Raw genomic sequence first — 17,689 nt, 5'->3', positions numbered from 1 at the left:
CTTTCGAGTATTTTAAAGAAAAAAACACCAATTTTGGCGAAACTGTTTTGGACTTTGCGCGACCGTAGGCGCTTCCGGCAGAAGGCTTGCCAAAATGTTCACACTCTTCCTGCCAGCTGTTCTGGCGCTCATGGCATTATGCGCCATTTTGTGGCTGCCTGAGGCGGCGCGCTCTGCAGAAAATCTACCCGTCCTTTTCCTGGCCCTTTTGGTGCATTTACCTGCATTCTTACCCGTGTCGCAGCACGGCAAGCTGCTGACAACCAAAGTTAAACTTCTAAATACATACCCAGAAGTGCTCATCCCCCCCTGCCTCGCGATCGCCTGGTTCTTTATCGGCGGATCATTCCAAGTCACGCTGCAGGTTTGGCTATTCGCTGCGGTAACGCTTTCTGCGATCTGCCTATGCTACGCCGCTGTTCGCATATGTGATGCGAAGGCCGCGCGAATCCAGAGTGAGGCGTGCCGCGTGGCAACCATGCCACCAGCGAGCACTGCCGATATTGCAAAACGTCACATATATCTCATCCGCTGCGCACTGACTGCGTTGTCATTGACCGCCATATTTGCAACGGCAGCAGACGCCTTGTTGCCGCGCGCGCTCCTGATACTCCCTGTCGCGCTCAGCCTCGCCGCGGTTGCCTTGACGGCACTGACACTGCATCAAGAACGCAGTGCCCATGCTGAACTGGCACCGCTTCTCCGGGACCTTATGGCACGACAATTGCAAGCCTCGCCTGCACAAGTGGCTGTCTATCATGCGGGAACGTCCAAAGCCGATATCTCCGCCACCAAAGCTCTGTGTGAACACCTAAATGAAGCGCACGAACCTTATGTGCTGATCGTACGCGAACGCGGCGCCTTAGAAGACTTGCAAAGACTCTCGCCACGGCACCTCTGGCATGCAGAAAAGCTCGGCGCACTTGCCGACTGTGTACAGCCGCAGCTTCGCACAATCCTCTATGCTCAGGACCATCCCAAGAACAGCCACTTTACCCGCAACACACAATTCGAACATGTTCTGATCACGGCATTTAATCAGCTTGAACGCGCCCCCGCTCTGCCACAGACCGTCGCGCTCTACCAAAAGATCCTTGCACCAACGGACGCGCATGCGCGGAATTGGCAATCCACCGCGACACTGGATTTGGCTTCACGCATCGTCACCAAACATCAAAGTGTGCCTGATCTTTACGCGCCGCGCCCTTGGGTCGGTCGTACGGCCGCATGACGGGCGCTGTTCTATATCTGGGCGCAATTACATGCGCGATGGCCGGAGAGCTATGGCTCACATTTAGCCTGCGTAAGGCGCAACGCAGTTGCGCCGTTTCCTCACTCACTCCCAATAGCACCCCCGTCTCTCGAAATCACTTAGCCGCACAGGGCTTAACTGCAACAGCGCTTCTCTGTCTTTTGAGCGGCTTATGGGCAACGCCAGGCAGCGCAGCGCCGCTCTTTATCGCGCTCCTTACCTTTGGCCTGCGGATCTGCCTATCACGGCTTACTCTCGCACACATCAAACGCAGTACAGCGGTTCATAGCCTTCAGACATTGCAGCACCCCAAGCTAAAAAGGGCGCGCATGGCTCTCTATTTCTCTGAACCACGACTTGCAACGCCCTATCAGGTGACAATGTGGCTCAAGCCACTGTTGTCTCTCAATGAACCTTTTGTCATCCTCTTGAAAGAACGCAAACATCTCCAGCATTTTCCAAAGTCCGACCTCTATGAGGTCCTCATCATATCCGACCTGCCAGAGAAAACCGCGTTCTTGCCAACAACCGTAGAAGTGCTGTTTTACGTCAACAACAGCATGACAAACCTGCCGGTCGTCGCCGCAAACCCAAACGTCACACATGTTCAACTGCTGCACGGCGACAGCGACAAACCGCCCAGCTACAATCCAATGTCTGCCATCTATGATCGTTTGTTCGTCGCAGGAGAGATGGCCATCGACAGATACGCACGCCATGGCGTGATTATCCCGCGCGAAAAGTTCACCGTCGTCGGTCGCCCACAGTTGCCCCGCGCCAAGAACGCAGCCTCAACTTCAAAAGCATGCAAAACCGTGGTCTACATGACCACATGGACCGGCATGTTTGACGACAGCAATTTTTGTTCTCTCACTCAGGCACAAAAAATTGTGGAACAAACTCTGACCAGTGCAGATCCGCTTGAGGTTATATTCAAGCCTCACCCCTTATCCCTGAAGGCGCCCGACTGGCCTGAATTAAAAGATCAGCTGTTGAAATCAATCAACATGATATCCAACGGCTCCAGCTTTCGTATCGCGACAACGGAAGAAGATGTTTTTGATCTTTATGAACGCGCGGATCTGCTGATCAGCGATGTGTCCTCAACATTGATAGATTTCTTGGCAACGGGAAAACCGTATATTGTCACCAATCCCAATGCCTATACAGAAACAGACCTAACCTCATTCCCGAGCGTCGCTGGCGGCTACCTCGCCTCACAGGATGCAAGCAATATTCCAGACCTGATGGCAACCAGCTTTACAACAGATCCACGCGCACAAAAACGAAAGGCACTATGCGACTACGCCCTTGGAGATCACGACAGTCCGGATGGAGCTGCTTTCCAAAAGGCCTGCCGCCAGTTGCTCGATGACCGAGAACAAAAGTCGCCAGTCAAAAAGCGCACACATACCCGACCTTCTGAGCCAGAATTCAATTTGTAGATTTCCTATGAGAGACCTCTTCACTATGGACGCAAGCTCCTCCGCCTAGCGGCAGCTCAGCCAGTCTCATTTGCAGCAAATCCGCCACTACAGGACTGATATCAAAATGCAAATTTTCCAGAGATTTTACCTTCAGCGATTGGGTTTTCAGCCGAGGTAACCTATTGACGCTGAAACTCGATATTCCAAAAGCCTAGGCATGTTTCTTCAGCGTTCTCCGGATTAAAACAACGCAAGCATATCCGACCGACCAAATGCAAAAAATTAAGCCTCCATAGAATAGCGGGGCAGCCTCAGTTAGGAGAAAAACGCCACTTTAGTCTGAGCCCCCTTGTAGTCAGTGAGGGAAGAAAAAAAGCGGCCCAACAAGCGGCTGCGCCCAAAAAAACAACAGACGCAATCCCCTTTAGAAAGCCATTCTCGGCTCCCAATTTCTCTTCAATCGCGACGTCATCGAAACCGACACACACGAAACAAATGAAGTATACAAAGAGAGTGATGGGTACAGCAGCCAAGAAGGTAGCAAAAGAATGGCCGTTACGGTATCGCCAGACTTTGCAAAGATCGCTATCTGCGGATAGCTGCCGTCGATTGACCGCGCAGCATTGGTCATAATGGGCTCGAAGCTGCCGTGAGCAGCGTGGTGGACGAACGACCGTTTTCAAAGTTGAACACCCCGTCAACATTCTCTTCTGCGGTGGGACTAGTCATCTTCGTTCGGGAGCAACCATTCCAGCATGCCGCTATTCTTCAGGCGATGCGCAGCTTCGACCTGAATGATGGCTTGTTCAATTAATGTTTCGTCACCAGTAGCATAGGCTTCATCTATGATATTTTTTTGCAAAGCGTGATTTTGTGCCAACTCTACATCTGAAAAGTTCTGGGTCATTACTTGTACCTTTCTTGGTTAGACGGCGATCGGCTTCCGAACATGCCGTGGAACGACCCGTTGCCAATCCAGGCCTTCAAAAAGAGCCTCAAATTGCGAACGATTGATGGTGATAACCCCGTCTTTCATTCGTGGCCAAACGAAACCGGCTCCTTCGATCCGTTTGTAGGTCATGACAAGACCAGTACCGTCCCAAACAATTATTTTCATCCTGTCAGCGCGTTTGGCGCGAAAGATGAAGATCGCACCGCTGAATGGATCCAGTTCGAATTCGTTCATGACGATCGCAGCTAGTCCGTCCATCCCTTTGCGGAAATCGACTGGCTTAGAAGCAAGGTAGAGTTTGAAATTTCCAGACGGTGAAATCATGAGAGCGCGTGGATCACAGAAACGAGGTCCGATAACGGATAGGAAGCAGGCAAGGTAATCTCTAGCTGCTTCCCGCGTAGAACGATTTCCGAAAGACTGTCAGGTACGCTTGGATCTTCTTGGACAATGACTTCGGAGAACATCCGTTCTTCTTTTATCTTCGCTTTGACGCGTCCCCCCCGACGAACGTCACCACGCCATTTGTAAACGAGGGATTGCGAGACGTTGCAGGTCTTCATGACTTCGCCGACGCTCAATTCGCCACGATCCATTTTGTCATTGATGAAGCGTTTGAAGCTAGGCGGCCAGACGCGGCGGCCACCAGCGTGGACTTCGATGGTAAATCCGTAAACTTCGAATGATCTCGTTTCCAGCGCCATGGTTCCACCTCTACTGCGTTTTGCAGTAGTATCTCACGATGACACCTAAAGCGTCAGACGCTATTTAGGGGGTCAGATGCAACGCTTACGTTTTCGCGTTGGGCAGCTGGTTTAAGCGAACGTAATCGCGCTTGAGCGTTTTCACGAAGGCTTCTGAAATACCGTTGGATTGCGGGCTTGAACTGCCCCCCATTTTGACCGGCCACCGTGGCTTGACCAAGGAGGCTTAAGGATAGCCTTAAGCACATGCTCATGTCTGAGATTGAAATCATTACCGACAACGGTCGCCGTCGTCGCTGGCCTGCGGCTGACAAGCTGCGGATCGCGCAAGAGACCATGGTAAGCGTTGCAAGTGACCCCGGCTGAAACACCTATCTGTATTTCCAGCGTTGGCGCATATTGGCGCGTAGCGCCAATACGGCAATGCACATTTGCACCCTTCCGGCCCTAAGCTGCCATTCACGCCAAGCGTAACGAACGACAAGTCTCAGCCCGAAGCGGCCTTTGGTGCAGACCGCAGCGAAACTTCACTTTGAGCCCAAACTCACCGATGCTGCGGCTTGAATGAATGTACGCTTTGGGTATTATCAGTCGATGGCATCCCATTGAAACTAATCCTAAATTGCAAATAGGTGATAGCGTCTCATGGCTGAACATGACTTCCAATTATTAGAACTTTTGATAGAGCGTGGATCTTACATGAACACCTATTGGAACTTCTTTATCGGCGTCTCATCGGCACTGGTCGGGATTCTGGCAAGCGGGAAAAACTTCACTAAGAACGCCACTTTGAAAGTAGTTCTTGTACTTGTTTTCATTGTGTTTGCTGCATCGAATTTCGAAGCTATCTCGTCGTTGGTTCAACAACGTCATGCGCTATTGGCACAGTTGTCTCCAAATTTCCCAGCGGACCTAAAGGCCAGTCTTCAGCCAAAGAGCTTTGCTGAATACCTTACGTTTCACCTAGTCTTAGACGTTTTGGTTGTCGTCTGCATACTCTTCGTGCCATGGCATCGATTGCATAGCGAATAGCGGGCGTTGAGCGCAAAGGATGGAATGGCAACTGCGTCCCGCATTGCAGTCATTAGAATTCGACGTCTCCAATGGCAGCCGCCAGCCCGAAGCGGACGCGATCGCTACCGCCGCTCGCGCCCGGCGGCCGCGCAAGGTCGGACGGGGAAGCGACCGTTCTCCGCATTGCAGCATGGATTTAATGGCGCCGCTAGAGCAGACCTTGAAATGACCCGAGAGACCGTTGGCGAGCTATCGGCACCTTTTCAGGAGAATGTTTCGAGATCTACTCAGGTAAAAAAGAGTATATTCAGTAGCCGTACTTTTCTTTTCTGTCGCGAAACGCTTGTGGTCCGCCTTCCATAATTTCTGTGATTTTATCGCAGACCTCTTTTGTGTCGATTGCCCCCTCGCAGGTGACATCTCTTTTCGCGTTTTCACTTACGTCCAGGCCAAGAACCAGTTCCGACGAACCGTTAACAACGATGTTCGCATTGTGACTCGCAAATATGATCTGTCTGTTCTTTTTGGCATCGTGAAGCTTTTCGGCAAGGTCCGACACAATCTTATTGTCGAGGTCTCCTTCTGGTTGGTCGACCAGAAGTGGCCCACCCGGCTGTTCTAGCAACATGAACAAGAGTGCTGCTGCGCGTTGGCCTTCCGAAGCTTTTTCAAATGATATTTTTCTATCTTCATCACAGTAAAGCAAAGAGATGTCATCGCTCGGAACCGCGGTGGCTATAGCCTCAACACGCGGGACATCCATCAATTCAACGCATCGTTCAATAGCTCTTGGTGTTGCGCCGGTGGCTTCTGTTAGTGCGTCCATCTGTGGTGGCTTGCCGCTTTCAGATTGCGAAAGGACATTCCAGCGAAGAGCGGCGAGGGCATCAGCCCTCAATCTGTCGAGAGATGGCCAAACACCTGAATTCTCAAAGTACTCGTCCGTTCGTTGAATTCTCGTTGCTTCCTTAATGCCTGCCTTGGCCGTTATAACCTCTACAGCGTCATGAATACCGGACCAGTTTGCGTCAGCCTTCAGCTGGGCCTCTATCCTTTTGCCAGATAATGTCTCGATCTTGTCGGCCCATTCTCTCGTCTTCCCGCCCTTGAGTTCGACGGTATGTTTCAACTCATCAACCGCCGATTTCAGCTTTTCAAACCATTCATCAGCGGAACTGGTGGTGACTGACAGTTCAGCAATTCGCTTGAGAACCCCTTGAAGTTCAACTTGGAGATTGGAAATCTGGGCCGTAGCTGATCGATGTTCAGTGAGTTTTTCCATAGCCAAATCGCGCTCGACTTTCGCGGCTTCAAGAGCGCCGTCTATATCTGCCCCGCCTTCAGCCATGGCATCGCGGTGTTTTCCAAGCTCAATTCCAAGCGCTTAAATACCACTCGAAAATGCGGAGTGGAACTCCGCGAATGCCTTCTGAAATTTTTCCGCTTCAGGTAACGCCGAGCTCAGGTCTACGGGCTTTCTGGAAGTATGCCAAAGCTGGGTAACGTCCTCCATGACAGAAGCCACTTGGGCTGTCGCCTGTTGTCTCTTGGCCTCGAGAGCGGATAGGTTTTCATATTTATCAACGGTTGCCTTGTCGGCATCTGATAATTCAGGAAGCGTCTTTTGCAATGCGGCAATGCGCTGTTCTAGTGAGGCCTTTGAGGCTGCGTACTTGCTAATCTTGGCTTCTAGTGCCCAAGCTGACGAAAGTCCTTGAACAGCCTGTCGTACACGGGTTTTCGCTCCTTCTATTTCTGAATTAAGTCGCTCATCTTCACGTTTATATTCTTGATCAACAAATTGCAGCAGGTCCGAGATGTGAGTGCGCTTGCCGGCCTGTTTTCCAAGTTCAGAGAGCTCTCCCTGGCTGTAAACGACAGAAGGAAAAAGAGTTCGGAGCTCTTGAATGCTCAGCCTTTGGGTCGAGCCGTCTGGGTAAGTTATGTCGGGCTGGTAAGCGTTCGCTCCGCTACGGCGAATTGTGAATTCCGCGCCATCTTGAACAACACCAATTGTTAGTGTTGCTCCTTTAGCGATGAGCGTTTGAGATATGAGTTCTTTTAGTCGGACTGCTCCAGAATAAGAATCTTTCGGTAGATCGTAGCAACTGCGGCCTAGTCCGAAAGCGACATATTCGAGCAATGTGCTTTTACCACTACCTCTCCCGCCGATAAATGAGTTCAGTTCCGAGCTGAGGTCTGTCCGCCGATCCATAAGGATTTCCGACCCGCTGATCTCAATGAAGTTCACACTCAGCGTAGGTGTTAGGGGTGGTTCGATCGAAATGCGAGATCGATGCCCCAAAACGCTTGCCTGATCGCCTCAGCGGTAGGTGCAGCAAGCTTAATCCAACAGCTATTTGTACCTACCTTGGAAAAGTCCGCAGATCGGCCATCCGATGTGGGCAAAGGATAAACGAAACGTTTTCCCCAGATGTCTTCTTCACCTGATAAGCGCCTCTTATTCTTTCTGTTTATCGTTTCAATATTCTGCCCTGTATCGAGGTAGCCCCCCACATAAGACATAGACTTGAAGTCCGCGTGGGATCCTTCAGTTAAGACAGTGTGCTGGCCTCCCTGAGAGACATTTGGCAGAACAATATATCGCCCCTGAAGCTCCGGGACTACATCAAGTCGATTAGAGATTTCAGGATACGGGAAATCAAGCTGCGTAACCTTAGGTCCTTGCTTTCCATTCACATTCAATGATGGGATTGTAATCCCTAATTTGGATTGGGCTTCAATGCGCCACTCATCCGAAAGATCAGCGTCAAAAATGATCAAGCATTGCACACCATTGCGGCAGGTCAGCTCCATTCCAGGAAATAGCCATAGGTCAAAGTTGGCTTCCTCAGGACGTCGTTGAGATATAGCCTGCTGCACGTATGGTATCATTACCATTTCATGATGGTCGGTGATCGCTACAGCTCGCAGATCTCTCTTTAGACAAATCCTAATGAAATCATTCGCCCATGCTAGCCGAGCAGCATCTACATCGGCTTGTGTTGCCGGGCCATTGTCAGTTCCATCGCCCAAACCAATGGGCCTTTTCCCATTCCAATTGGGATCTCGTGGAGTATGGAGCTGAAAATCACATTTTCGCCATGATGCAAAATTCATTGAAGGTTTCTCAACTTTAGAAATTGGTGTTGTCATTAATCAGGGAGATTTCGAGCGCTCAGGCAGTCAAACCCGCTATTGAGAAGCTGCACCTCTAATCATCCCATCGCGCAAACGGCAGTTTGGGGCCGTTCGCCTACTGCTTAAACGGGACGACGTTTGAACCACCGTTCGAAAAAGCGACTGCGCCTTCGTTGCGAATGGTGCTGATTGCCTCTTCGAATGCGGCTCGGTCGTCTTCAAAGAGATCGTCCCAGACAATGGATGTCCCGTCTTCTGTCACAACTTCCAGCGACCAACCGTCCCCGCCTTCGAGTTTGTAGATGTCCACCTTGAATGGCATCCCATCCTCAACGATGCGCTGCGAAGCGCTGGAAATAACAAGATTGAGTTCGCGTTCCATCTGAATACCTCTTTGGCCTGCCGCAGATGATAGAAGCACTGATCACGGAATCCAATGTCCGCAAAGTCGGATGCGATCGCAGCATATTGTACAATCGACGAAAGGCCGCTGTGGGCCGTGTCGGGCAGGAGATCGTGCCCGATCACCCCGACTTTGCAAAGGGCGCTATCTGCGCAAAGCGGGCACTGTTGGAGGTCGCGACGAATGGTCGGTTTCCGCCCGCAGGCACGCCGAAAGCCCGCCCGACTGTTGCCGGACGGGAAAACTGATTGAGTCACGCGTGACTTACTCGATGGCAAATTTACCGTTTGGGCAGTGCCAAGGAAGCAACTCATCATATCGGGAGCGGGGATGTCCCTTTGCCATCTGCTCAAACACCCAGGTCAGATAAGCGTACGGTTCTACACCATTCATGCGACAAGTGCCGATGATGCTGGCCATGACGGCCCAGTTGCGGCCACCGACCTCGGAACCGGCAAACAGGGCGTTCTTGCGCAGCAGGGCAATGGGCCGAATGGTGTTTTCGACGGCATTACTGTCGAACTCAACACGCCCGTCGCTCAAGAACACCTGCAAGCCATCCATTAGTTTCATTGTATACTTGATGGCACTGCCCAAAGTGGACTTCATTGAAATTTTTCCCGATAGCTCTCGCAGCATGTGAAACAACTGTTCAATCAGTGGCAGGCTTTCACTTTGGCGAATGGATCTGCGTGCCGCAGCTGAAAGCGGAGAAGGCTTCTGCATCTCTTGTTCTAAACCGTAGATCTGACCAATAAGGTCTAAGATACGCTGTGCCTCTTTTGATTTCGTCGCTTTAACTACATCCAAGAACTTCCTACGGACATGCGCCCAGCAATAGGCCAGTGTGATTGGGCCACCGTCGCGGCCCTTACTGGTCAGTCGGTTGTAGCCAGTATATCCATCAACTTGCAGTGTGCCGGAAAAGCCCTTTAGAATCTCCTCAGCATGTTTGCCGTGTCGAGATTGCTTGAAATGAAAAACCACGCCGGGGTTAGAGTTTCCTTTCCAGCGGCGGTCATCACGGCAGAGCGCCCAGACATAACAGGTTTTGGTTTTTCCAGTACCTGGATCAAGCTGCGCCAAAACAGTCTCATCCATGTAGAGTTTTGAATTTGACTTAAGATCGCGTTCTAACGCTTCAAAAACCGGCCACAGGGCATCAGTTGCACTGTTCATCATCCTCATCATCGATGATCGATGATCGATGATCGATGAAGTTGAACCCCGGACCGCTTGAAAATCTGCTCCTGACGATAGTTTGGAATGAAGTCTGCAAACTTGCTGATGGCCAAGCCGGCTATGAGTTGATCATCAAACCGCGTTTGTTCGAAGGCGCGTTTTGGGACGGGAGCCTGCACGAACTTGTCACAGGTACGGCACACATACTTCGGGTAATGTTCTTCGATAACGCGCAGCTGCGCTGGTACGAAGGTCAGGCGTTCAATGATCTGCTCCCCAAACGGGCGCATATTGCATCCGCAGCCACAGATTGAGCCTGTTTCTGGTTCAATGAAACGAATGTCACGCGGCACATTGGCTGGAATCGAGATCTTTTGACGACCTCGCTGACCGCGAGGCTTGGTTCCAGTCGTTTTAGAGGCATCCGGCTTAGGGGCGTCGGCCTCGGGTTCTGTACCTGGCGCATCTTTGTCCGCCTGTGCGTCTGTAGGTTGTTTCTGCTCAGTCGCCTGGCTTCCTTTTTCGCTCTTTTGGCCGAACTGCATATCCTGCAACTTGTTGAGCTTCGCTCTAAGCAAACGGTTGTCGGCCTGCACGACTTTCAGCTCTGCCGACTTTGTAGATATTTGAGCATCCTTCGTTACGATTTGATTCTCGTGATCGAGGTCACGTTTTGCATCGAACTCTGCGATTAGAAGTGCCAGCCTTGCCACATAACTTTCTTGGTGCCTGGCGAGACCCGCGCAGGCAGTTTGAATTTCTCTCATTGTTTAGGTTCATCCCATGTAAACTGTGAATACAGCTGTTTTGCTCACGCCCGAGAGTTCGGGCGTGTTTTCACTTGATTTTCAGAAGTGGGAATGGGATGAAAAGGGAAGAGATCGTGATAGCCAAAGCGATTTTCCGAGGCCCCCGAGGATATGTGACATCCTCGGGGGCCTATTTCGATTCAGAGCCCGTTAAATTAGCCGCTCAATTTGTTTCCTCTTCATTTTCTGGATAGCGCTCTGGCCAAATGGTCGCGGGATGGACTCCGATCTTCTCTGCGATAAGAGCTTGTACACGTTTAGAAACGGAGCGGGAGTTGCTTACGGACAAAACTGTACTATGGCTAAGATCCAGTTCTCTTGCGATCTCATTGAAATTGCTTCCTGCCTTCTGGAGCAAGAATTTGGTTTTCAAATGTCTAGCCTTAAAATCTTCCATATCGTGCCCGCAATTCGTGTCTGCTTCGAGCACGAATCACATTAGCGTATTCGGCACAACAAAAAGCACTGTTTCACAATGCAATATGCTCAAAACTAAGGTGAAAATGACAGATTTGGACAGCGGGATTAATGCAGGACTTTTCGACACATGAAACTAAAAATAGATTGTTCATTTTCGATGACCACGTGGTCCATATGAGCAATGGTCAAGGGGCTACCGTCAAAGCCGAGACATTTGTGGGGCTGATAGAACAATCAGGGTCACTGAAGTCACTGAAAAAAGCTTTTGGCGTACGAAACACAACGCTCTTGAAAGCGCTCGAACATTTTGGTTTCGACTTTGACGCTTTGCTGAAATCGGAGTTTGAGTGCAATCGTTCTGATACTGAAATCGCCAAACGACATGGCGTTGACGCCAAGTGGGTGGACAAACAGCGTCGACGTTTAAACTACCTTTCTCATTTGGGGCGTCCTTCACCTCGTACATCCGACTGGGAGCTGGCTATAGCTTTCAAAGCTGCAAATGGAAACCACACTGCGGCTGCAAAAATCTTAGGGATTCATCGGTCCACTTTCACGAAGCGCTATCGTGAGATGCGTGATCGATTGAGAGGGCACACTTAAATAGTGCTGTGAATTTTGCTGTCTGCTCTGATCTAGAGGTTGCCGGTCTGTGTCTGTCCTTTTCCCTGCACATAGCGAGTTCGTAGGAGCACCCAGACTGCATGTGCGGGGAAGGGCAGTACCGTCCCGCATTGCAGACCCTACACGGTGACTGCGACGATGGCCGTTAAGCGGGACTTTGCTGCCGTTGACCTTGTCAAAATCAAGGTCCGCATCAAGAAACACGAATTTAGGCTATTGGTTGTTTCCGTCCAAAAATTTCTATTCTATTTCGCACACCAATGTTTGGGTCATCCCGAAGACTTATAGCTATTGCGTCCAATTCAGCCCTTAAGTCTGGGTCGTTTCGCATAGCTATCAATCCATCGGCGGCACGTCTTCGAACCATTGCAGAACGATCTAAGGCACCGACAGCGATAAGGTTAATTCGGGTCACTGGTATCGATAGCTCCCTATGATCATAAATGGCCTCGATTCGATATTCACCCATCGAGCGGTCAATCCAGATACGCTTCGATTTACCCGTGGGCCAGCGTGCTTTTCCCGACAAAAGCATGTCGAGAGCCATAGTACGAATGTGTGGTAGAGGTGCAGTCTTAAAGACGCTTTCGATATGCTCGTCGATCACAGAGTTGCGGCTTAGCTCGCTAAAAATCTGACCCAGACGTGGCTGTCTTGTCATTTTTATGTCTTCCAATATGCGAGCGGAAATGTCTGGTCTGCCCAAGATTTTACGTACAGCCTCCGGCCCCTCACCAGACCAACGGCCCCAGCTGCTCAGATGTGGTAAAATGGCTTTAAGTGCGGGAACAACGACCATGGCTGAAGTAGAAGGCATGACCCTTTTGAGTGTCTTATGTGACAAACTCCGCACTTGTGGTACCCAATCGTTCAGACGCCAAAAAAGCGCGTAAACGCATGCGGGCGTGGGCAGTGGTCCCGTCAAATTTCGAATTGCCTCTTCTCTAACTCGTCCGTCGCCATGAAACATGAAAACGTGAGCGAGATCGGGCATTTCCTGAATCGCTCGAATTTCTTCTCGCGCAGCTTTGAGGATATCCCCGCTGTCCGAAGACCAACGGTAGTGTAGGTGAAGCTCTGACCTAATCTTTCCTTCAATTTTGCTTAGGGCATTGGGGTCATTGGTTGAGTGCAAGATGCTCTTACCTTGATCCAATATTCGAGCAAACTTTTCAGAGTTCGCCCCGCGCTGCCAGGAGCGTTCACTCCCAACGATTTTCTCCAACAATGTCCTAAACATACTTTGCTCTAATTTGATCCGACTTCGAACGGCTTGAGATTAACCGCATCTAGTCGCTAGCTATCGCACATTCGTGCATCGTGCAGCATCCGTCTTTATGGGCTCAAAGTGAAGTTTCGCTGCGGGCTGCACCAAAAGCCGCTTTGGGCTGAGAGCAGTCAATGGAGACAGAGACTTTCGATGGCAAAAAAGCGGGACAAAGCAGAAGTTGTTCAAATGTCCGCTTGTGAGCTTGATGATGGGCCGATTGGACGGCGACTTCCATCTAGTCGCCATCCATCTGCTTCAAAGTCGATTAGAGGGATAGCTGGTAGTAGGCTGACAGCAACACCGCAATAATCACAAGCTCAACGACCAACGGGGGCAAAACAGCCTTGTCAAATCCGTCCGCCAGAATTCCGACAATACGTCCGACAGCAACAACCGCCATCAGGATCGCAACAGCCAGATAGCCCAGTGTTTGCCCGGTGGTCAGGCCGATCACCAGCAAAGTGACTGAAGCCAGAAACAGGCCACCAATCACCGAACGGATTGTGCTAAGACCCGCTGTGCCTACGGGTTCGATGGCAAAATTGGCAACCATGCGTTGGGGAGCAAACATCGACATGATGCCGAGACCCGAGAGCATGAGAGTTGCGAGGATGACGAGAATATTCAGTGCGGTTTCCATTCTGTTTCTCCTTGGTTTCAAGCGAATTGGCGTAGCGCCAGGTGTGCGTTGTCTTGCGTGGTGATGTCTGACAGAGCCGCATCAATGCTGGCCTGATCCACGACCGGTCCGGTGGGGTAGCCTGTTTCGCTGGCGTAGAAGTGGCCGGTCTTAAATTCTGGGTTCAGCAGCCCGTCCAGATAGCGCTTCGCCCCGGCTTCGACGCTGTGCATCATGCCAAACAGAGGCATCAGAACGCCGCCGACATGTTTGAACACAATGCGTTTCAAAAATGGCAGGTCGTCAAAGCCAGCGGTTCCTGCGGTGCCTCCGGGGCTCATGGTGACAAAGCGAATATGCGGGTGTTGACGCGCCATCGCACCCATCCAGAGGGTCGCCGTCAGTTTGGCATAGCCGTAGGTCTGCATCGGATCACCCTCAGGACCAAACTTGCTGCCATCAGCGATTGACTTGAACTCCTCCACTGTCCCATCGGACAGGTCGGGGCGGTGCATGCCCATTTTGGGAATGCCACGTGCGGCCTCCGATCCGGCATAGAGGATTGTGGACGTCACCAACTGGCGGTCCAGCAAAGCGTCCACCAGCACAACATGCCCAAGTACATTGGTTGCGAAGATCTGGGTGACGCCGTCATTTGTGAGGCTGTTTGGGCTCTGCCCACCTGTGCCGCCCGCGTTTAGAACCACCGCGTCAATTGGGGTGGACAGCTTGGCCACTGCGGCGCGGACCGAGGCTGGATCGGTCACGTCCATCAAGATAATTTCAAAAATCTTGCGTCCGGTTTCATGCTCCAGCGACGCTTTGGCAGCTTGGGCTTTGGTTGCGTTGCGACAGGCCATATAGACTTTGGAGATGCCTTTCTGAAGCGCAAGTTGCCGGGCCGCCTCGCGGCCCAATCCGGCATTTGCGCCGGTGATCAATACAGATTGTATCTGGTTCATTGAGAGCCTCCTTGGGTTTGATGCACCCAAGGTAGGCTGATCCTGAAATGAACTGTATATGGGTATTTGTGGACACGGTGGTTCAATTATGAAACACATGTCTTATGTCCATTCAGGAAAGCCACTCTTTCAACTGGGATGATCTGAAGTACTTTCTTGCGGTTGCCCGCACTGGCACGCTGCGGGGTGGGGCGGATAGCATTCAGGTCAATCACACGACTCTCACTCGAAGGCTTTCGGTGATGGAGGAGCGTGTGGGCAGTCGCCTTTTTGATCGCTCCAAACAAGGTCTGGTTCTGACACAGCTTGGCGAAGATCTGTTGCCACGTGCGGAACGGGTAGAAGAAGAGATGGCAGCGGCGTCTCGGGTGATCGTGGGGCGGGATAGGCAGCCGACGGGCACGGTTTACGTGACACTGCCCCATGGTCTGGCGATGACATCATTGATGGATGATTTTGCCGCTTTTGCTGAGCTCTATCCGGACATCACCCTGAATATGAACTTCACAAATGATATTCGCGATCTGACCCGGCGCGAAGCGGATGTCTCGTTGCGCATCGCCAGTGAAGTGACCGATGATGTGGTGGGGCGCCGGTTGGTTCAAATGTCCCAAGCCGCATATTGCAGCAGGGAATACGCAGAGAAGATCCGTGACAACGGCGGAGAGGGTCTTCATTTTATCGGTTGGCATGAACCCGAGGAGGTGATCACGGCCAAGTGGATCAAAGATGGTTACTATCCGAAAGCCCAGCTCAAGCACCGTGTGTCAGAACTTGTGCCCTTGATCACATTGGCGGCTTCCGGTTTGGGCATGGCCTATCTCGCGTGTAATCTTGGCGACCGCCATCCCGATTTGATCCGCGCGCCTTTTCAAAAGCCTATTCCGTATCGGAGCATCTGGCTTTTGCTACATCGCGATCTTCGAAACACCGCACGGGTGCGGCTCTTTGTTGATTTTCTAGCTGAACAGGTAAAATCAAGGCGTAACGAGTTCTGGGTATCTGGAACAACACGCTCGAATAGCGGTCCTTCGCTGCGTCTCAACAAATGAGCAGGTTGGGCTCGGAGCGGTTCTTCGCTGCTTCTTGTCGCAATGTCAGCTATTGCGGTTAAGGTTGCATTCTCCCGAGTGCGCGGAGTGGTACTGTCATTATATGCTGCCAGTCGCGTTTCCTGATATCTGCTCAAACTCTGAAACTGAGAGCAAAACAAACCGTTGGCCTTTAGCGTCCATCAGGAAAACAGCATTACGATCTGCAATTCGAAAAATGGCTTCCATGTTAGCCTGGAGCTGCGTGAACGAAATGTCAGTACCTTGTTCGCACCAAAAATCAGCCACCGCATCCTTAACTAACCTGGCAGCATACTCCTCAAGTGAACATCCAGCTTCCCCGGCGAGCTCGGTTAGGCTCTCTAGAACGCTTTCAGGGATACTGGGAATGGTTAGATCAGGCAAAATGGGCTCCTATTTGGCTTCATGCTAATGCAGGCCGTCGGGAGTGGCGTGGCACTACTCGTTTCCAATCCAACCCCTCAAAAAGCGCTTCGAACTGAGATTTATTGATCGTGATTACGCCATCGCTGATGCTTGGCCACTCAAACCCTTTACCCTCGATCCGCTTGTATATCAGGACGAGTCCCGTGCCGTCCCAAACTAACAACTTAAGGCGGTCTGAGCGTTTTGAGCGGAAAATAAAGATTGCACCGCTAAATGGATCGAGGTCGAACTCATTCATCACCAAGGACGCCAGGCCATCCATTCCTTTTCGAAAGTCGACAGGTTTAGAGGCGACGTAAAATGTGAAGTTTCCTGCTGGCGTAATCATCGCTTGCGCCCACATTCGACGATCAGAACGGCCAGCCGTTCCATGGGAAAATCTCGCGGAAATTGGATCTCACAATCTGAACTTTTGAACACAATGGGTTCCAAAGTAGCGCGGGAGGCGCTTACATCCTTCTCAACCTGCATCTCAACAAATGTAGATTTAGATTTCGGCTTCAGTGTTGAATGCGGGCCAGTTGCCTCTCGCTTTGCATCCTTTTTCCAGTCAGCAGCCGTTGCGCTTGAGATGCCACAGGTTTTTGCGACATCACGGGGTGAGAGACGACCAGAGTTCATGCGCTGACCGATCTCGTTTTTAAACCTCTTGGGCCACAGGCGGCGGCCGTCTCTCCCGACTGGGATGGAGTAACCGTAGGCATGAAAGATTTTTTCGATTTTCTGATCACTTGCGAGACCACCTAACTTTTGAGAATCCATAGAGCCTGTATCCTTTTGGGAGCAGCATAGGATTTTTCTACCTGGGTGTTCAGAGGGCAGATGGGGGTTCAGATGCAACGCTTACAGACCATGTATGATGCGGAGAGCATCTCTGCTGCTGCGGTTCGCCATGAGGTGGCTTCCAACATGCTGTATACGTTAGCGCAAACTCATGCTCCTAGGGGGAAGCATCGCTGTGGCCGCAGATGACAGTATCACCGGGAACAAGACGGTCCGTGATATGGAGTCCACCATCCGGGAACTTGAACGCCTGCTCGGGCGCAAGACGATGGAAGTGAAGATCTTGAAGGATGCGCTGGACAAATCACAGGCCAAAAACCGACCTTGCTTGCGCAATCGTCGAAACGAGACGATTTGCGATGACGACCGTCGCTGATGTTTTGGAGGTCTCCCGTTCCAACCTGCACGAGCGGCTGAACGGGCGCGCAAAGCCGCGTCGGGGCTACCATAAAGCCCAAGACGCGGTGGTCCTGCCACGTATCCAGACATTGGTGGCTGCGGTGGTCGTTGCCGTTCTGCCATACGCCCAATTTCGTCTCGTTGCTTCCACAGTGCTTCCACGGTTCTTGATCGCCAAACGCGATCGGCGCCCATTGGGGCGCTAGAGCATTGATCTAAGTGCTAATTT

Annotated in this window: 22 protein-coding genes and 1 pseudogene; 7 read left to right on the top strand and 16 right to left on the bottom strand. The window is 51.4% G+C overall.

Annotated features, from left to right (window positions below; genetic code table 11):
• The first annotated feature begins 94 nt into the window (after positions 1-94).
• Together PJL69_RS00115 and PJL69_RS00110 are read left to right on the top strand one after the other, a co-directional pair.
• On the top strand, positions 95-1,231 hold the full coding sequence (locus PJL69_RS00115; protein ID WP_271307856.1) for a hypothetical protein: 1,137 nt from the start codon (positions 95-97) through the stop codon (positions 1,229-1,231).
• A gap of 350 nt (positions 1,232-1,581) precedes the next feature.
• Positions 1,582-2,697 (top strand): CDP-glycerol glycerophosphotransferase family protein, encoded by a 1,116-nt coding sequence (locus PJL69_RS00110; protein ID WP_271307855.1) that lies wholly within the window; start codon positions 1,582-1,584, stop codon positions 2,695-2,697.
• A 703-nt stretch (positions 2,698-3,400) separates the two neighbouring features.
• On the opposite strand, the gene PJL69_RS00105 is transcribed toward PJL69_RS00110, so the two are convergent.
• From PJL69_RS00105 to PJL69_RS00095, 3 genes are read right to left on the bottom strand one after another with little or no spacing between them, the layout of a single operon-like run.
• A complete protein-coding gene (locus PJL69_RS00105; protein WP_271307854.1) occupies positions 3,401-3,586 on the bottom strand; it encodes a hypothetical protein in 186 nt (61 codons plus the stop codon).
• 18 nt (positions 3,587-3,604) lie between these two features.
• Complete coding sequence (tnpB, locus tag PJL69_RS00100) at positions 3,605-3,955, bottom strand: IS66 family insertion sequence element accessory protein TnpB (RefSeq protein WP_271307853.1); 351 nt, start codon at positions 3,953-3,955, stop codon at positions 3,605-3,607.
• On the bottom strand, positions 3,952-4,335 hold the full coding sequence (locus PJL69_RS00095) for a hypothetical protein (protein WP_271307852.1): 384 nt from the start codon (positions 4,333-4,335) through the stop codon (positions 3,952-3,954). Before PJL69_RS00095 ends, tnpB (PJL69_RS00100) begins: the two co-directional genes overlap by 4 nt.
• A gap of 645 nt (positions 4,336-4,980) precedes the next feature.
• Here PJL69_RS00095 and PJL69_RS00090 point away from each other — a divergent pair.
• Both PJL69_RS00090 and PJL69_RS00085 read left to right on the top strand, forming a co-directional pair.
• Positions 4,981-5,367 (top strand): hypothetical protein, encoded by a 387-nt coding sequence (locus tag PJL69_RS00090; protein ID WP_271307851.1) that lies wholly within the window; start codon positions 4,981-4,983, stop codon positions 5,365-5,367.
• Between the two features lie 19 nt (positions 5,368-5,386).
• Positions 5,387-5,578: a hypothetical protein gene (locus PJL69_RS00085; protein ID WP_271307850.1), complete on the top strand. Its 192-nt coding sequence runs from the start codon at positions 5,387-5,389 to the stop codon at positions 5,576-5,578.
• A gap of 78 nt (positions 5,579-5,656) precedes the next feature.
• Here PJL69_RS00085 and PJL69_RS00080 read toward each other — a convergent pair whose 3' ends face one another.
• The 7 genes from PJL69_RS00080 to PJL69_RS20305 form a co-directional block, all read right to left on the bottom strand.
• Complete coding sequence (locus PJL69_RS00080) at positions 5,657-6,697, bottom strand: AAA family ATPase (RefSeq protein ID WP_271307849.1); 1,041 nt, start codon at positions 6,695-6,697, stop codon at positions 5,657-5,659.
• 36 nt (positions 6,698-6,733) lie between these two features.
• Positions 6,734-7,564: an ATP-binding protein gene (locus PJL69_RS00075; RefSeq protein ID WP_271307848.1), complete on the bottom strand. Its 831-nt coding sequence runs from the start codon at positions 7,562-7,564 to the stop codon at positions 6,734-6,736.
• A gap of 50 nt (positions 7,565-7,614) precedes the next feature.
• Entirely contained in the window at positions 7,615-8,505 is an 891-nt protein-coding gene (locus tag PJL69_RS00070; RefSeq protein WP_271307847.1) for a hypothetical protein, read from the bottom strand.
• Positions 8,506-8,605: 100 nt separating this feature from the next.
• Entirely contained in the window at positions 8,606-8,872 is a 267-nt protein-coding gene (locus PJL69_RS00065; protein ID WP_271307846.1) for a hypothetical protein, read from the bottom strand.
• Between the two features lie 285 nt (positions 8,873-9,157).
• Complete coding sequence (tnpC, locus tag PJL69_RS00060) at positions 9,158-10,072, bottom strand: IS66 family transposase (RefSeq protein ID WP_271307845.1); 915 nt, start codon at positions 10,070-10,072, stop codon at positions 9,158-9,160.
• Positions 10,073-10,080: 8 nt separating this feature from the next.
• Positions 10,081-10,842 carry an IS66 family transposase zinc-finger binding domain-containing protein gene (locus PJL69_RS00055; RefSeq protein ID WP_271307844.1) on the bottom strand — a complete coding sequence of 254 codons (762 nt, stop codon included), beginning with the start codon at positions 10,840-10,842 and terminating at the stop codon, positions 10,081-10,083.
• 205 nt (positions 10,843-11,047) lie between these two features.
• Positions 11,048-11,281, bottom strand: coding sequence for a helix-turn-helix domain-containing protein (locus tag PJL69_RS20305; RefSeq protein WP_441347445.1), 234 nt, complete (start codon positions 11,279-11,281; stop codon positions 11,048-11,050).
• A gap of 131 nt (positions 11,282-11,412) precedes the next feature.
• On the opposite strand from PJL69_RS20305, the gene PJL69_RS00050 reads away from it, so the two are divergent.
• Positions 11,413-11,907: a helix-turn-helix domain-containing protein gene (locus tag PJL69_RS00050; protein ID WP_271307843.1), complete on the top strand. Its 495-nt coding sequence runs from the start codon at positions 11,413-11,415 to the stop codon at positions 11,905-11,907.
• A 229-nt stretch (positions 11,908-12,136) separates the two neighbouring features.
• Here PJL69_RS00050 and PJL69_RS00045 read toward each other — a convergent pair whose 3' ends face one another.
• The 3 genes from PJL69_RS00045 to PJL69_RS00035 all read right to left on the bottom strand — a co-directional run bounded on the left by PJL69_RS00045 (position 12,137) and on the right by PJL69_RS00035 (position 14,779).
• On the bottom strand, positions 12,137-13,168 hold the full coding sequence (locus PJL69_RS00045; protein ID WP_271307842.1) for a hypothetical protein: 1,032 nt from the start codon (positions 13,166-13,168) through the stop codon (positions 12,137-12,139).
• A 295-nt stretch (positions 13,169-13,463) separates the two neighbouring features.
• Positions 13,464-13,838: a DUF4345 family protein gene (locus PJL69_RS00040; RefSeq protein WP_271307841.1), complete on the bottom strand. Its 375-nt coding sequence runs from the start codon at positions 13,836-13,838 to the stop codon at positions 13,464-13,466.
• A gap of 17 nt (positions 13,839-13,855) precedes the next feature.
• A complete protein-coding gene (locus PJL69_RS00035; RefSeq protein WP_271307840.1) occupies positions 13,856-14,779 on the bottom strand; it encodes an SDR family NAD(P)-dependent oxidoreductase in 924 nt (307 codons plus the stop codon).
• 104 nt (positions 14,780-14,883) lie between these two features.
• On the opposite strand from PJL69_RS00035, the gene PJL69_RS00030 reads away from it, so the two are divergent.
• The gene (locus tag PJL69_RS00030) at positions 14,884-15,831 is read left to right on the top strand and encodes a LysR family transcriptional regulator (RefSeq protein WP_271307839.1); all 948 of its coding nucleotides are present in this window, start codon (positions 14,884-14,886) and stop codon (positions 15,829-15,831) included.
• Positions 15,832-15,930: 99 nt separating this feature from the next.
• Here the strand turns inward: PJL69_RS00030 and PJL69_RS00025 are convergent, their stop codons facing one another.
• Genes PJL69_RS00025 through PJL69_RS00015 form a run of 3 tightly spaced genes read right to left on the bottom strand, consistent with a single transcriptional unit; the run spans position 15,931 to position 17,040 of the window.
• A complete protein-coding gene (locus PJL69_RS00025) occupies positions 15,931-16,236 on the bottom strand; it encodes a hypothetical protein (RefSeq protein WP_271307838.1) in 306 nt (101 codons plus the stop codon).
• Between the two features lie 19 nt (positions 16,237-16,255).
• Positions 16,256-16,606, bottom strand: a complete 351-nt coding sequence (gene tnpB, locus PJL69_RS00020; protein WP_271307837.1) for an IS66 family insertion sequence element accessory protein TnpB — start codon at positions 16,604-16,606, stop codon at positions 16,256-16,258.
• On the bottom strand, positions 16,603-17,040 hold the full coding sequence (locus PJL69_RS00015) for a hypothetical protein (RefSeq protein WP_271307836.1): 438 nt from the start codon (positions 17,038-17,040) through the stop codon (positions 16,603-16,605). The genes tnpB (PJL69_RS00020) and PJL69_RS00015 overlap by 4 nt, the downstream gene beginning before the upstream one ends.
• 84 nt (positions 17,041-17,124) lie before the next feature.
• Here PJL69_RS00015 and PJL69_RS20300 point away from each other — a divergent pair.
• Positions 17,125-17,561 (top strand): annotated as a pseudogene (locus tag PJL69_RS20300) (IS3 family transposase); the annotation flags it as partial.
• Positions 17,562-17,689 lie beyond the last annotated feature (128 nt).

This window comes from Shimia sp. MMG029 (assembly GCF_027947445.1).
Lineage (GTDB): Bacteria > Pseudomonadota > Alphaproteobacteria > Rhodobacterales > Rhodobacteraceae > Shimia.
This window is presented reverse-complemented; position numbering and strand designations above follow the sequence as displayed.